The organism is Chitinimonas arctica, from assembly GCF_007431345.1.
GTDB lineage: Bacteria > Pseudomonadota > Gammaproteobacteria > Burkholderiales > Chitinimonadaceae > Chitinimonas > Chitinimonas arctica.
The window spans coordinates 3098747-3113096 of sequence record NZ_CP041730.1; the positions used below are offsets into that span (position 1 = coordinate 3098747).

A 14350-nucleotide genomic window follows, 5' to 3' on the forward strand; every position below is an offset into this window, starting at 1 on the left:
GTGGCGTTTTTTATGTTGGAACGTACGCGTTTTTGCTTCTACCTTGAGCGTGTCTGATACTGGAGGAACATGCCGGCAATATGGCCGTGTGTGCGGCCAGTACGGAGACTAGATGGATACGGCAGCTAATTCGGGACACTCTACCGGTTCGCCCCTCGCGCGCGGCCGGCACTGGCTGTCCCGCCTCAGTCTGCGCCAGGTTTTTGTCCTGGTGGTGGCGGTGGGGCTGCTGGTACCGGGCGTGTTGTTTACCCTGTTGATGCTGGATTGGCGGCGCGACGAGCTGACACGGCAGTTCCGCACAGAGCAGGAGCGGGTCCTGGAAACCCTGGCGCTGGGCTTGCGTCAGCCGCTCTGGGATCTGTCGCTGAATGCCGGCCAGCCGCTGGTCGATACCGCCATGAAGGATCCACGCATCGTCTCGGTGCGGGTGGATGGCAGTTTCCCGGGCGAACCCTTTATCTCCATCATCGTGCCGGAGCGCCGGCAGGGCCGTGCCATGCAGTTGTCGCGACCGGTGCATTTCGGCGACCAGATCATCGGCAAGGTACTGATCGAGTTCGACGATGGCGACCTGCGGCGCCGCTTGGCCGCTCAGGCCCGCGAGTACGTGCTGCTGATCGGCGTGGAATTGGTGGTCAGCCTGCTGCTGATCCTGCTGCTGCTGGATTCGCGCTTTCTCGGCCCCTTGCGGCGGCTGATCGAGCAGGCCAAGACCCTGACCGACCACGAGGCCGTTGCGGCGGCGCCTTGGGTGCGCGATGACGAGATCGGCGACCTGGGACGCCAGCTGGAATGGGCGCGCAGCGAATTGCATCGCCTGTTCGGCGAATTGAACGACAAGAACGATGCGCTGGAGCTGGATATCGTCGAGCGCATGCAGACCGAAGAAGCGCTGCGCGCGTCGGAAGCCAAATACCGTGAGCTGTTCCTGTCCAATCTGGACGGCATCTGCGTCACCGATATGAATGGCCTGGTGCTGGATGCGAATCCGGCGCTGCTGGCCCTGCTCGATGTGCCGGCCGAGGCCTTGGTGGGTAAGCAGCTGGTCAGCTTCGTGGCGGAAGCCTGGCGCAATTACGACGACCATATGATACAGCACCGTGTCCTGGTGGACGGGCATTGCGGCGAGTACGAAATCGAGCTGTACCGGCCGGGCGACGGCCTCCTGCCGGTCAGCGCCAAGGGCGTGCTGATGCGCGATGTGGATGCACGGCCCATCGGCGTCTGGCGCATCCTGCGCGATCTGACCGAGCGCAAGGCCGCCGCCCTGCGCATGGAGCTGGCCGCCAAGGTGTTCGACAACACCGCCGAAGCCATCATGGTGATCGCACCGGACAATCATATCGCCTCGGTCAATCGCGCCTTTACCGAAATGCTGGGCTATGCCACCGACGAGATTGTCGGCCAGCCCAGTAGCGTGATGCGCGATGCGACCATCGACCCCGAAGTCTATGAAAACATCAACCGCCAATACATCAATCACGGCGCCTGGCAGGGCGAAGTGCCGTTCCGGCGCAAGTCGGGCGAGACCTTCACCGCCTGGGCGCAGATCAATGTGGTACGCGATGTAACGGGCCGTATCGGCGATGTGGTGGCGCTGATTCGCGATATCAGCGATGCCAAGCAGGCGCAGGAGCGCATCTTGCACCTGGCCCGCTTCGATGCCCTGACCCAGCTGCCCAACCGCGCCTATTTCCGTGAATTGGCGGAAGAAGCCATTGCCGAAGCCCATCGCCACCATGAGCATCGGGCCTTGCTGTTTGTCGACCTGGATCACTTCAAGACCATCAATGATTCCCTCGGCCACGACGTGGGCGACCAATTGCTCAAGGAAGTGGCCGGCCGCCTGCATGATGCGCTGCGGGCCGGAGATGTGGTGGGCAGGCTGGGTGGTGACGAATTTGTCGTGCTGTTGCGCAATCTGGATGAGGGCGAAGATGCCAGCTATGTCGCCAACCGTATGCTGGCGCGGCTGGCCCAACCCTTCCAGTTGAATGAGCACGAGCTGGTGGTGACGCCATCCCTGGGGATTTCGCTGTACCCGGTCGATGGCGAGGATTACGACACCCTGGTGCGTAATGCCGATGCCGCCATGTATCACGCCAAGGAAAACGGCCGCAATACCTACCGTTTCTATACCGCCGATATGAACGCCAGGGCGCTGGAGATCCTATCGGTGGAAAACCAGCTGCGCCGCGCGCTGGAGCGCGACGAATTCGTGCTGCATTACCAACCCCAGGTCGATATGGGCAGCGGGCGCATCGTCGGGGTGGAAGCACTGATCCGCTGGCGCCACCCCGAGCGCGGCCTGGTAGGACCGATGCAGTTCATCCCCATCGCGGAAGAGCGCGGCCTGATCGGCGCGATCGGCCAGTGGGTGCTACGCGAAGCGTGCCGGCAGAACCAGGCCTGGCAGGCAGAAGGCCTGCCCCCCATCGAGGTGGCCGTCAATCTTTCCGCCATGCAGTTCTACGGCCGCGATTTGGCGCAGGACATTACCGCCATCCTGGCCGAAACCGGGTTGGCGCCGCGTTGGCTGGCGCTTGAGGTGACCGAGAGCGTGATCGTGCAGGACGTGGAATCGACCATCGCAACCCTGGCCGCCCTCAAGGGCATGGGCTTGAAGCTGGCGATCGACGATTTCGGTACCGGCTATTCCTCGCTCAGCTACCTGAAGCGCTTCAAAGTGGACAAGCTCAAGGTGGACCGCTCCTTTGTGATGGATGTGCCGGGCGACGCCGACGACAGCGCGATTACCCGCGCCATCGTCAACCTGGCGCGCAACCTGGGCCTGCAGGTGATCGCCGAAGGGGTGGAAACGCCGGAGCAATGGTCCTTCCTCAAGAACGAGGGCTGCGACGAGGTCCAAGGCTACCTGATCAGCCCACCGCTACCGGCGGAGGACCTGGCCAAGCGCCTGGCACGGGGTGCTTGGCGGCTGGGGAGTATCTGAACAAGTCAGCCGGTGAGCTGGCAAGGCATGTCACGCGAGCGCTATATCGGCCTGTCGCGGCTGCGGTTTTTAAGCGAATGGACTATTGAGCAAGCCGGAATATATACCGCAAGATTTGCGTCGTAGCGCCCCATCCCCATCGTTTGAACAAAGCCGGAGAAGGAAGCAATGCGTACGACTCAAACAGCCTTGCGCCGGGCGACCAGCCTAGCCATCTGTGCCATGGCCATCGGGAGCGCCCGCGCCGACGTGGCCACGGCGATTTCCTACGATACCCAGAACCTGCAGCACACCAGCTGGCTGGTCCCGGCCGCGGTCAACCAAAGCGATCCGGTTGCCAGTGCCGTCAGCGTGGCCAATTTTCCGCCCATCGGCACGGCCGGACATGGGACCTATATGGATATCTACGCGTCCTCGAAGGCAAGCGGCCAGATGGAAGTCGCCATCGATCGCCTGCGTGCCGGCGGCCGGGTCGATAGCGTCGCCAGCTGGCACGATACAATCAACAACCAATCGGGTAACAGCCAGAACTATCGGATGAATCTGGATCTCTCGTCGCTGAACGCTTCGATGGGTGGATTTATCTCCAATACCAGCCAGCGTGATTTTCGCGCGGGTTTTGTCGCCAATGTGCTGGTCAATGGTATTTCGGTCTGGCAGACAGCCCAAACTTTCAAGCTGACCGGCAATCAGGCTTCGGTCGTCAAGAACGGGGTCGATATCGGCGATGCCACCGTGACGCAGGGTGGGTCGGACAATGCCGACTTCAGCTTTGCGCTGAGCAATTACCAGGGCAGCGCCAACCTCGGAAGCTTTGCCAGCGGGCAAAGTGCCGACGTTACCTACCAATTGTCCACTTTTGCTTATTGGGACGACCCGGCCGGCTGTTCCTACGAGTGTGGCCAGGTCAGTATCCGCGCTGTCGATCCCTTGGGGGCCGGCGGCAGCCGCATCGTTTCCGCCCCGGTACCGGAGCCGGAAAGCTACGCCTTGCTGCTGGGCGGTCTGGGTGTGGTGGCCGGCGTAGTGGCCCGTCGTCGCCGGGCTTTGCTCAAATAGTCCAAACCTGACAGCCCATCAAAAACACCGCCATCGGTACCGCGATGGATTAAATCGGCGATCGATTTGCTCAAATGATCGCCGACTTTCTCCTGTGGGTGGGTAATCCACCCATCCGATTTAAGCCGGTTCCTGCAACTGCTTCAAGATCGCCGGATTTTCCAGGGTCGAGGTATCCTGGGTAATCTCCTCGCCACGGGCAATCGCACGTAGCAAGCGGCGCATGATCTTGCCCGAGCGGGTCTTGGGCAGGTTGTCGCCGAAGCGGATATCGTCCGGCTGGGCGATCTTGCCGATTTCATGCGCCACCCAGGTTTTCAACTGCTCGGCGATTTTCTTCGCCTCCTCGCCGGCCGGCCGGGCGCCCTTCAGCACCACGAATGCCACTACCGCTTCGCCCTTGATGTCATGCGGCTTACCCACCACGGCCGCTTCGGCCACCAGCGGGTTGGCGACCAGGGCCGATTCGATCTCCATGGTGCCGAGGCGATGGCCGGAGACATTCAGGACATCGTCTATCCGCCCCATGATCCAGAAGTAGCCGTGCTCGTCGCGATTGGCCGAGTCGCCGGCCAGGTAGTAGCGGCCATTGAACTCTTCGGGGAAATAGGTCTTCTTGAAGCGCTCCGGGTCGTTCCAGATGGTGCGCACCAGGCTGGGAAAGGGCTTTTTGATCACCAGCATGCCGCCCTTGCCGGGTTCCACCGGGGCGCCGGATTCATCGACGATATCGGCGATGATGCCGGGTAGGGGCAGGGTGCAGGAACCAGGCTTGGTCGCGACCGCGCCGGGGAGCGGCGCGATCATTACCGAGCCGGTTTCGGTCTGCCACCAGGTATCGACGATGGGGCAGCGGCTACCGCCGACGGTCTCGTGGTACCAGATCCAGGCTTCCGGATTGATGGGCTCGCCCACCGTCCCCAGCAGGCGCAGGCTGGAGAGGTCATGCTGGCGCGGCAGATCGGCGCCCAGCTTGATCAGCGAGCGGATGGCGGTCGGCGCGGTGTAGAAGATGGTGACCTTATGCCGCGCGATCATTTGCCAGAAGCGATTGGCATCGGGGTAGGTGGGCACGCCTTCGAAGATCAACTGGGTGGCGCCCATGCCCAAGGGGCCATAGCAGACATAGCTGTGGCCGGTAATCCAGCCGACGTCGGCGGTGCACCAGAAAATATCGTTGGGCTTGATATCGAACACCCAGCGAAACGAGTTGATCGCGCCCAGCAGATAGCCTGCGCTGGAATGCTGGATGCCCTTGGGTTTGCCGGTGGAGCCGGAGGTGTACAGGATAAACAGCGGGTCTTCCGCGCCCACCCAGGTCGGTTCGCACTGCTCCGGCTGCTTTTCCACCAGCTTGTGCCACCAGCAATCGCGGCCGTCCTGCCAGTTCGCGCTGCCATTGTCGGTGCGCTGGTAAACCACCACGTGCCGGACGCATTCGCAGCCGCCCAGTGCGATGGCATCGTCGATCGCGGTCTTGAGGGGGACGGACTTGCCGCCGCGCATCCCTTCGTTGGCGGTGATCACGGCTACCGCGCCGGCATCGATGATGCGCTCCTGTACCGACTTGGCCGAGAAACCACCGAATACCACCGAATGAACCGCACCGATGCGGGCGCACGCCTGCATGGCCACCACCGCCTCGATACTCATGGGCATATAGACGATGACCCGGTCGCCCTTGCCGATATCCAGTGATTTCAGGCCATTGGCGAATTGGCAGACGCGGCGATGCAGCTCCGCGTAGCTTACCCGGGTGACCGTACCGTCATCAGCTTCGAAGATGATGGCGATCTTGTTGGCATTCTGGGCCAGATGGCGGTCCAGGCAGTTGTAGCTGACATTGAGGGTGCCGTCGTCGAACCACTTGAAAAAGGGCGCCTGGCTGTCGTCCAGCACGCGCGAAAACGGTTTCTTCCAGCTGATCAATTGCCGCGCCAGATCGCCCCAGAAGGAAAGGTAATGATCGTCCGCCTGTTCGCACAGGGCGTGGTAGGCATCCATGCCGGGAATGGTGGCCTGGTGCTTGAACTCGTCCGGCGGAGGGAATAGGCGGGTTTCCTTCAGGATGGAATCGAGCGTGGACATGGTGGCTCCTTTGCGTCTTTTTCTGGTCAGGTTGATTGAAACGCGGTGGGCCGGACCTGAGCCGGCCCACCGCACCGAATGATCATTCAGTCGGCGGCGTAAATGTCCCTATCCTTGGTTTCCGGCGTGAACAGGCAGCCGATCACGAAGGTCATCAGGGCGAACAGGATGGGATACCACAGACCGTAGTAGATATCGCCGGTGGCGGCCACCATCGCAAAAGCGACGGTGGGCAGGAAACCGCCGAACCAGCCATTGCCGATGTGATAGGGCAGCGACATCGAGGTATAGCGGATGCGGGTCGGGAACAGCTCCACCAGCCAGGCCGCGATAGGACCATATACCATGGTGACGAAGATCACCAGCAAGGTCAGCAGGAGTATCACCATCGGTGTATTCATGGCTTGCAGGTCGGCCTTGGCGGGATAGCCGCCGCTGCTTAATGCCGCGCCCAGCGATTGGTTGAACGCCTCGGCTTGCAGCTTGAAGCCGTCCTTGTCCAGCGCCGTGCCTTCAAAGCTGGCGATGCGGGTCGCGCCCACCTTGACGCTGGCCACGCTGCCGGCCGGCGCCGCTTCATTGGTATAGGGGATGCCCTTCTTGGCCAATGCCGATTTGATGATGTCGCAGGACTGCTTGAAGGCTTTCTTGCCCACAGGATCGAACTGGAAGGCGCATTGCTCCGGGTCCGCCACGACCACCACGGGGGCTTTGGCCACCGCTGCTTCGAGGGCGGGATTGGCATGGTGGGTCAGCGCCTTGAAGATGGGGAAATAGCTGCATGCAGCGATCAGGCAGCCGGTCATGATGATCTTCTTGCGCCCTATCCGGTCCGATAACGCACCGAACAGCACGAAGAAGGGCGTGGCGATGGCCAGCGACACCGCGATCAGCAGGTCGGCCCGGTCAGGTTCCACGCCCAGGGTCTTGGTCAGGAAGAACAGGGCATAGAACTGGCCGGTATACCAGACCACGGCTTGGCCCGCCGTACCGCCGAACAGCGACAACAACACCACCTTGAGATTGGGCCAGCGCAGGAAGGATTCGGTCAATGGTGCGCGCGACTGCTTGCCCTCCGCCTTCATTTTCTGGAAGGCGGGCGATTCGCTCAATTGCATGCGGATATAGATCGATACCGCCAGCAACAGAATGGAAAGCAGGAAGGGAATGCGCCAGCCCCAAGCTTCGAATACCTCCTTGCCCAGGTAATTGCGACATAGCCAGATGACCAACAGCGACAGGAACAGGCCCAGCGTGGCGGTGGTCTGGATAAAGCTGGTGTAGAGGCCGCGCTTGCCGTGTGGTGCATGTTCGGCCACGTAAGTGGCCGCACCGCCGTATTCTCCGCCCAGTGCCAGTCCCTGCAGCAGCCGCAGGCCGATCAGGATGGTGGGCGCCGCTATGCCTATGGTGCCGTAGGCAGGCAGCAAGCCCACAATGGCGGTGGACAGGCCCATGATCAGGATGGTGATCAGGAAGGTGTACTTGCGTCCTATCATATCGCCCAGCCGGCCAAAAACCAGTGCCCCGAACGGCCGTACCGCAAAACCGGCGGCGAAGGCCATCAAGGCAAAGATATAAGCGGTGGTGTCGTTGACGCCGGCAAAGAACTGCTTGGCGATAATCGCCGCCAGGGAGCCATAAAGATAAAAGTCGTACCATTCGAACACCGTGCCGAGCGAGGAGGCGAAGATCACCTTCCGCTCTTCACGGCTCATCGGGCGGGGCGCGGCCTGGGCGGCACCGGCGGCGTGAGCGATATCCGTCATTGTGTTGTCTCCATAGCGTGTAAGCGTTGCGACCTCTTTGGGCCGTGTCGCAATCTAGGCGTGTTGCAGCTAGCCTATCCAATCGCAATTTTCGATAAGGCTCATCAGCGCTAGCCTGATGGTGGGCGTTTTCGCCCGTGGCTGCAGGGTTTGGCAACGTTGGACGCGCCATGGGGACGAACAAAAGCTTGGTGTACGACGAGAAATACCGTGGTAAATAGGCACGTGCCGAAACGACTTTTCTGGATAAGCGATGGAAATCTACCAGTTGCGCACTTTCATCACCGTGGCGCAGCAAGGCCATCTGACCCAGGCGGCCGAGATCCTGCACCTGAGCCAGCCGGCGGTAACGGCGCAGATCAAGGCCCTGGAAGAAGAAACCGGCGTCAGCCTGTTCGACCGATGCCCGGCGGGTGTCAGCCTGACCGAGGCCGGCAAGCTGTTGTTGCCCGAGGCCGAAAAAATCCTGCTGGGCAGCCGCGAAATGCTCAAGGCCGCCAGGGCGCTGCAGGGGGAGTTGGACGGCAAGCTGCGCATCGGCACGATATTGTGTCCCCGGCTGTTGCGGCTGGGACCCTTGTTCGCCTGGCTGAAACAGCGTCACCCCTTGCTGCGCGTGAGTACGGTGCAAGGGATATCCGGCGGTGTGCTCAACGAGGTGCGCAAGAAGGAGCTGGATGCGGGTTTTTTTATTGGCCGCAATCCCTACCAGACCGTGCATGCGCATGCACTGGAGGAGCTGCAGTTCGTCGTGGCGGCGCCGGCGGACTGGCGGGTGGCCCTGGAAGGCTGCGACTGGCGTATGCTCGGGCGCCAGCCCTGGGTCGGGGGCAGCCAGTTCTCCAGCTTGTCCAAACTGCATGCGGAAGTCTGGCGCGAAAACAATATCGCGCCCAGGAAGGTCTACGAAATCGACCAGGAGCAGACCATGCTGAGTTGTGTGGAAGCCGGCTTGGGCTTGTGCATCCTGCGCCGAGAAGCGGCACGGGCCGCCGAGCGGGAAGGACGCTTATGGATCTGGGGCGAAATCGGCCGCACGGTGACGCTATCGTTTATCTACCCGGCCGATATGCACGGCGATCCGCTGATTCAGCCGGTGTTGGCTGCCTTGGCGGAAGTTTGGCCGATCGCGTCGCTGGAGGAGGCGGTGGCCTGAACGCACAGGCCGGCAATCCAATCCGCCATGGCGTGTTGAACGGGCAGCGCTTCGCCCAGGGCGGTGCTGACATGGAGGCTGATGCCGGGATGCCGCAGCTGCAGTGCCTCGACCAATTCGGGCAGGTCTCGGCGCAGATGCGCGCCGGTCGCCATAAAGGCCGGCACGATCTGGATTTCGGTGACACCGTCGGCGCATAGCGCGTCCACGCAGTCGGCCAGGGACGGCGTCATCAATTCGAGGAAGGCAAGGCGAACAAGGCAATCCGGCCGGCGAAGCGACAAGGACTCGGCCAGCTGGCGGAAGGGCAGGGCCCATTGCGGGTCGCGCGCACCATGGGCGAACAGGATAAAGGCGTGCTGAGTAGGCATGCGCCATGTTGCCTGCGGTACCGCAAAAACAAAAGCCCCGCACGTATGCGGGGATTTCGAGTATGCACCACCAACAACTCAAGTATTGTTTACTTGAGCTTGGTTTCCTTGTAGGCAACATGCTTACGGACGACGGGATCGAACTTCTTGATCTCCATCTTTTCCGGCATGGTGCGCTTGTTCTTGGTGGTGGTGTAGAAGTGACCGGTACCAGCGGTCGATTCCAGCTTGATCTTTTCACGCATCATTTATCTCCCGGATTAAATCGCGCCACGAGCGCGAAGGTCGGCCAGGACGACATCGATACCGAGCTTGTCGATATTGCGCAGGCCAGCGTTGGAAATGCGCAGGCGCACCCAACGGTTTTCGCTTTCTACCCAGAACTTGCGATATTGCAGGTTGGGCAGGAAACGACGCTTGGTTTTGTTGTTGGCGTGGGAAACATTGTTTCCAACCATCGGCTTCTTGCCGGTGATTATGCATACTCGAGCCATTTTGGACTCCCGACTTATTTACTTGGATGTTCTTAGACTGGCTTGCGGAGCGGCTTTTCAGCAGCGCACAACAGGCGGCGGTCACGCAAAGAGGGCGAATAGTAGCCACTCCGTAAGCCAGTGTCAATTTCGCTTTTGCATTCAGTGCTTAATTGTAATTTTACACACTGTATCGGCCCTGTTTCCGGGGGCGCCGAGCGGGCGCCGCAGCGGCGTTTGCGGGGTGGTGGCCAGGGGTTTTCCCGCTGCCGTGGCGGTCGCGTGCCGCGCGTGGAAAAACCCGTCGCGTCGATACCCCTCGCAGACGATTTCACATGCTAAAATCCGCGCCCCTTCAAGGACTTGCCCGCCATGCTGCACAAGCTGAACCAACCGCAACAAGCTGCCGTCAGGCATCTGGACGGCCCCTTGCTGGTGCTGGCCGGCGCCGGGTCGGGCAAGACACGCGTCATTACCCAGAAGATCGCCTACCTGATCGAGCAGGCGAACTACGATGCCCGCCATATCGCGGCCATCACCTTTACCAATAAAGCCGCCCGCGAAATGCAGGAGCGGGTAGGGCACCTGATGGACCCGGCCCGTCTCAAGGGCCTGACCGTATCGACCTTTCACTCGCTGGGCCTGCAACTGGTGCGGGCCGAGCATGCCGCCCTCGGCTACAAGCCCCGCTTCTCCATCCTGGACAGCGCGGATGCGGTCAAGATCATTTCAGACATCCTGGCGACTACCGACAAGGATGAAATACGCGGCGCGGTCAGCACCATCTCGCGGCTGAAGAACGACTTCGTCAGTCCCGATGCGGCCCTGGTCAATGCGCAGGACGATAACGAGCTGCGGTTCGCCCGCGTCTACCGCGCTTACCAGGACACGCTGTTCGCCTACCAGGCGGTGGATTTCGACGATCTGATCCGGCTGCCGGTCGAGCTGTTCGAGCGCGAGCCGGACATCCTGACCAAGTGGCAACTCAAGTTGCGCTATCTATTGATAGATGAGTACCAGGACACCAATGTCTGCCAATACCGGCTGATCAAGCAGCTGACCGGCTTCCACGGCAAATTCACCGCGGTGGGCGACGACGACCAGAGCATCTACGCCTGGCGCGGCGCCAGCGTGGACAATTTGCGGCTGTTGAAAGAGGATTTTCCCAGCCTGGAAATCATCAAGCTGGAACAGAATTACCGCTCCACCTCGCGCATCCTCAAGGCCGCCAACACGGTCATCGGCAACAATCCCAAGCTGTTCGAGAAAAAGCTGTGGAGCGAACTGGGCATCGGCGATCCCATCAGCGTGGTGGAGATGAAGGACGAAGAGCACGAGGCCGAGATGGTGGCCATGCGGCTGCTGGCGCACAAGTTCGAGAACCGGACCACCTTTACCGACTACGCCATCCTCTACCGAGGCAATCACCAGGCGCGGGTGCTGGAATCCCATTTGCGCAACCACAAGATCCCCTACCAGATCTCGGGCGGACAATCGTTTTTCGACAAGGCGGAAATCAAGGATGTACTGGGCTATCTCCGCTTGATCGCCAACCAGAACGACGATCCGGCCTTTATCCGGGCGGTGACCACGCCCAAGCGCGGCGTCGGCAACGTCACTTTGGAAAAGCTGGGCGGCCTGGCGGCCGAGCGCAAGGTCAGCCTGTTCGAGGCCGTGCATCTCCCCAGTTTCGAGACCCTGGTGCAGGCCGCCCAGTACGAGGCCTTGCAAACCTTCTGCGGCTTTATCAACCGCATACACAGCCGCGCCAGCCGGGAGCCGGGCGGCGCCCTGCTCAGGGAAATGCTGACCGCCATCGATTTCGAAACCTGGCTATATGAAAGCGATGAACCGCGTCCGGCCGAGACCAAGTGGAAGAATGTATTGGAGTTGGTCGCCTGGTTCGACAAGCGGGCCGAGGAAAACGGCGACACCCTGATCGACATGACCCAGAAGATCGCCCTGATCACCTTGCTGGAAGGGCGCAGCGAAGACGAAGTGGATGCGGTACGGCTGTCCACCCTGCATGCGTCCAAGGGCCTGGAGTATGGCCATGTCTTCCTGGTCGGTTGCGAGGAAGGCGTGCTGCCGCACCAGGCCTCCATCGATAGCGGCATGGTGGAAGAAGAGCGCCGGCTGATGTACGTGGGTATCACCCGGGCCCAGCGCAGTCTCACCATCACCTATTGCGGCAAGCGCAAGCGGGCCGGCGAATGGTCCATCGTGCAGCCCAGCCGCTTTCTGCTGGAATTGCCGCAGGACGAGATCCGCGTCAGCGGCCGCCTGGCGGGCGAGCGGAACGTCGTGGTCAGCCGCCAGGAAGGCAAGGCCAAGTTGGCCAACCTGCTGGCCGGACTGGGCAGCAAACCCGAAGCCTAGGTCCGTGCGGAACATACTTTTTGACAAACGGTTTTATGATGCCGGCTGGCAGGCACACCATTCGCCCGATAGCCGAGGCCATCTTCCCCAACAAACAACATGGCGGCTCAACCGCCAACCTCTGGAGTTAGCACTATGAGCTGGTCTGTCGCGCAAAGCCGTGCGGTTTACGGTATCCGTCACTGGGGTGCCGGCTATTTCGATATCAATGATGCCGGCCATGTGCTGGTGCGGCCGCATGGCGACGGTGGCGAGGCGCTCGATCTGCATACGCTGGTCGGCCAATTGAAACAAGCCGGCCTGGCCCTGCCTTTGATCGTCCGCTTCCCCGATGTGTTGCAGGACCGGGTCAAGGATTTGTGCGACGCATTCGACGAGAATATCGCCAAGCTGTCCTATGCCGGCCGCTATACCGCCATGTATCCGATCAAGGTCAACCAGCAGGAAGCGGTGGTGAAATCCATCATCGCGACGCGTGATGCGGCAATCGGCCTGGAAGCGGGTTCCAAGCCCGAGCTGATGGCGGTGCTGGCCTTGGCGCCGCGCGGCGCGACCGTGGTATGCAACGGATATAAGGATAGGGAATTCGTCCGCCTGGCCCTGATCGGCCAGCGCCTGGGCCACCAGGTCTTTATCGTGATCGAAAAGGAATCCGAGGTAGGCCTGGTCATCGAGGAAGCCCGCCGCCTGGGCGTGCAGCCCAATGTCGGCCTGCGCGTCCGGCTGTCCTCGCTGGCTTCCAGCAAATGGGCCGACACCGGCGGCGAAAAAGCCAAATTCGGCCTGTCGGCCGCCCAGTTGCTCAATGTGGTGGAGCGCTTCACCGCGGCGGGTTTCAAGAACAGCCTGCGCCTGCTGCATTTCCATATGGGTAGCCAGATCGCCAACCTGGCCGACTACCAGGCCGGTTTCCGCGAAGCCATCCGCTACTACGGCGAGCTGCGCGCACTGGGCCTGCCGGTCGAGGTGGTGGACGTGGGCGGTGGCCTGGGCGTGGACTACGACGGCACCCACAGCCGTAATTCCAGCTCCATCAATTACGATATGGACGATTACGCCGGCACGGTGGTCGGCATGCTCAAGGAATTCTGCGACGAGAACGACCTGCCGCATCCGAATATCTTCTCGGAAAGCGGCCGCGCCATGACCGCCCACCACGCGGTGCTGGTGATGCAGGTCACCGATGTGGAACGGCATCATGACGACCTGCCCAAGGTCGATTCGGTGGAAGCGTTACCGGAAGTCATCCAGTGGCTTTTCGAGCTGCTGGGCCATACCGACCTGGAAATGGCCACCGAGACTTACTACCGTGCCACCCACTATATGAGCGAGGTTTCCGCCAAGTTCGCCGAAGGCAAGCTGACGCTGGCCGAGAAAGCCCTGGCCGAGCAATGCTATTTCGCCATCTGCCGTCGCCTGCAAGGCCAGCTGATGGCGGGGCAGCGCTCGCACCGCCAGGTGTTCGACGAGCTGAACGACAAGCTCGCCGACAAGTACATCTGCAATTTCTCGGTGTTCCAGTCCCTGCCCGACACCTGGGCCATCGACCAGGTGCTGCCCATCCTGCCTATCCACCGGCTGGACGAGACACCGACCCGCCGCGCCGTGCTGCAAGACCTTACCTGCGATTCGGATGGCAAGATCAAGCAGTATGTCGATAGCCAGAGCATCGAAACCAATCTGCCGGTGCATGCCCTCAAGGCGGGCGAGGACTACCTGCTGGGCGTGTTCCTGGTGGGCGCCTACCAGGAAATCCTCGGCGATATGCACAATCTGTTCGGCGATACCGACTCGGTCAATGTCCACTTGGCGGCCGACGGCAGCATCCGCCACAGCGGCATCGAGACGCACGACACCATCGAGGACATGCTGCGCTACGTCCACCTGGAGCCGGCCGAACTGATGACGCATTACCGCGACAAGGTAGCCGGCGCCAGCCTGAGCGAGTCCGAACGGGCGGAATTCCTCGATACGCTGCGCTTGGGGTTGACCCGGTCGGCTTATCTGGCGGCTTGACGCAGCACGCCCTTATTGCGGTCCGGCTTGGCCTGATCAGGCCGAGCCGGACCGCATCGCATCGCTCAACCTTATCGAATACG

10 protein-coding genes are annotated in these 14350 nt (G+C 61.4%); 5 read left to right on the plus strand and 5 right to left on the minus strand.

The features are described 5' to 3' along the window. Positions 1 to 112: 112 nt before the first annotated feature. Together FNU76_RS25045 and FNU76_RS13985 are read left to right on the plus strand one after the other, a co-directional pair. A complete protein-coding gene (locus FNU76_RS25045) occupies positions 113 to 2956 on the plus strand; it encodes an EAL domain-containing protein (protein ID WP_144278772.1) in 2844 nt (947 codons plus the stop codon). 168 nt (positions 2957 to 3124) lie between these two features. Then, positions 3125 to 4015, plus strand: a complete 891-nt coding sequence (locus tag FNU76_RS13985) for a PEP-CTERM sorting domain-containing protein (protein ID WP_223879019.1) — start codon at positions 3125 to 3127, stop codon at positions 4013 to 4015. A 120-nt stretch (positions 4016 to 4135) separates the two neighbouring features. On the opposite strand, the gene acs is transcribed toward FNU76_RS13985, so the two are convergent. Both acs and FNU76_RS13995 read right to left on the minus strand, forming a co-directional pair. Continuing rightward, entirely contained in the window at positions 4136 to 6103 is a 1968-nt protein-coding gene (gene acs / locus FNU76_RS13990; protein WP_144278773.1) for an acetate--CoA ligase, read from the minus strand. 86 nt (positions 6104 to 6189) lie between these two features. Further along, complete coding sequence (locus FNU76_RS13995) at positions 6190 to 7872, minus strand: MFS transporter (protein ID WP_223879020.1); 1683 nt, start codon at positions 7870 to 7872, stop codon at positions 6190 to 6192. 253 nt (positions 7873 to 8125) lie between these two features. On the opposite strand from FNU76_RS13995, the gene FNU76_RS14000 reads away from it, so the two are divergent. Then, on the plus strand, positions 8126 to 9028 hold the full coding sequence (locus FNU76_RS14000) for a LysR family transcriptional regulator (RefSeq protein ID WP_144278774.1): 903 nt from the start codon (positions 8126 to 8128) through the stop codon (positions 9026 to 9028). Here the strand turns inward: FNU76_RS14000 and FNU76_RS14005 are convergent. The 3 genes from FNU76_RS14005 to rpmB all read right to left on the minus strand — a co-directional run bounded on the left by FNU76_RS14005 (position 8962) and on the right by rpmB (position 9893). Further along, positions 8962 to 9399: a sirohydrochlorin chelatase gene (locus FNU76_RS14005; RefSeq protein ID WP_144278775.1), complete on the minus strand. Its 438-nt coding sequence runs from the start codon at positions 9397 to 9399 to the stop codon at positions 8962 to 8964. The genes FNU76_RS14000 and FNU76_RS14005 overlap by 67 nt on opposite strands. Before the next feature lie 89 nt (positions 9400 to 9488). Then, positions 9489 to 9644, minus strand: a complete 156-nt coding sequence (gene rpmG, locus FNU76_RS14010) for a 50S ribosomal protein L33 (protein ID WP_144280681.1) — start codon at positions 9642 to 9644, stop codon at positions 9489 to 9491. Positions 9645 to 9659: 15 nt separating this feature from the next. Beyond that, positions 9660 to 9893: a 50S ribosomal protein L28 gene (gene rpmB, locus FNU76_RS14015; RefSeq protein WP_144278776.1), complete on the minus strand. Its 234-nt coding sequence runs from the start codon at positions 9891 to 9893 to the stop codon at positions 9660 to 9662. A 351-nt stretch (positions 9894 to 10244) separates the two neighbouring features. Here rpmB and FNU76_RS14020 point away from each other — a divergent pair, with 351 nt between their 5' ends. Together FNU76_RS14020 and speA are read left to right on the plus strand one after the other, a co-directional pair. After that, entirely contained in the window at positions 10245 to 12251 is a 2007-nt protein-coding gene (locus tag FNU76_RS14020; RefSeq protein ID WP_144278777.1) for a UvrD-helicase domain-containing protein, read from the plus strand. Between the two features lie 135 nt (positions 12252 to 12386). Next, on the plus strand, positions 12387 to 14267 hold the full coding sequence (gene speA, locus FNU76_RS14025) for an arginine decarboxylase (protein WP_144278778.1): 1881 nt from the start codon (positions 12387 to 12389) through the stop codon (positions 14265 to 14267). The last annotated feature ends 83 nt before the right edge of the window (positions 14268 to 14350 follow it).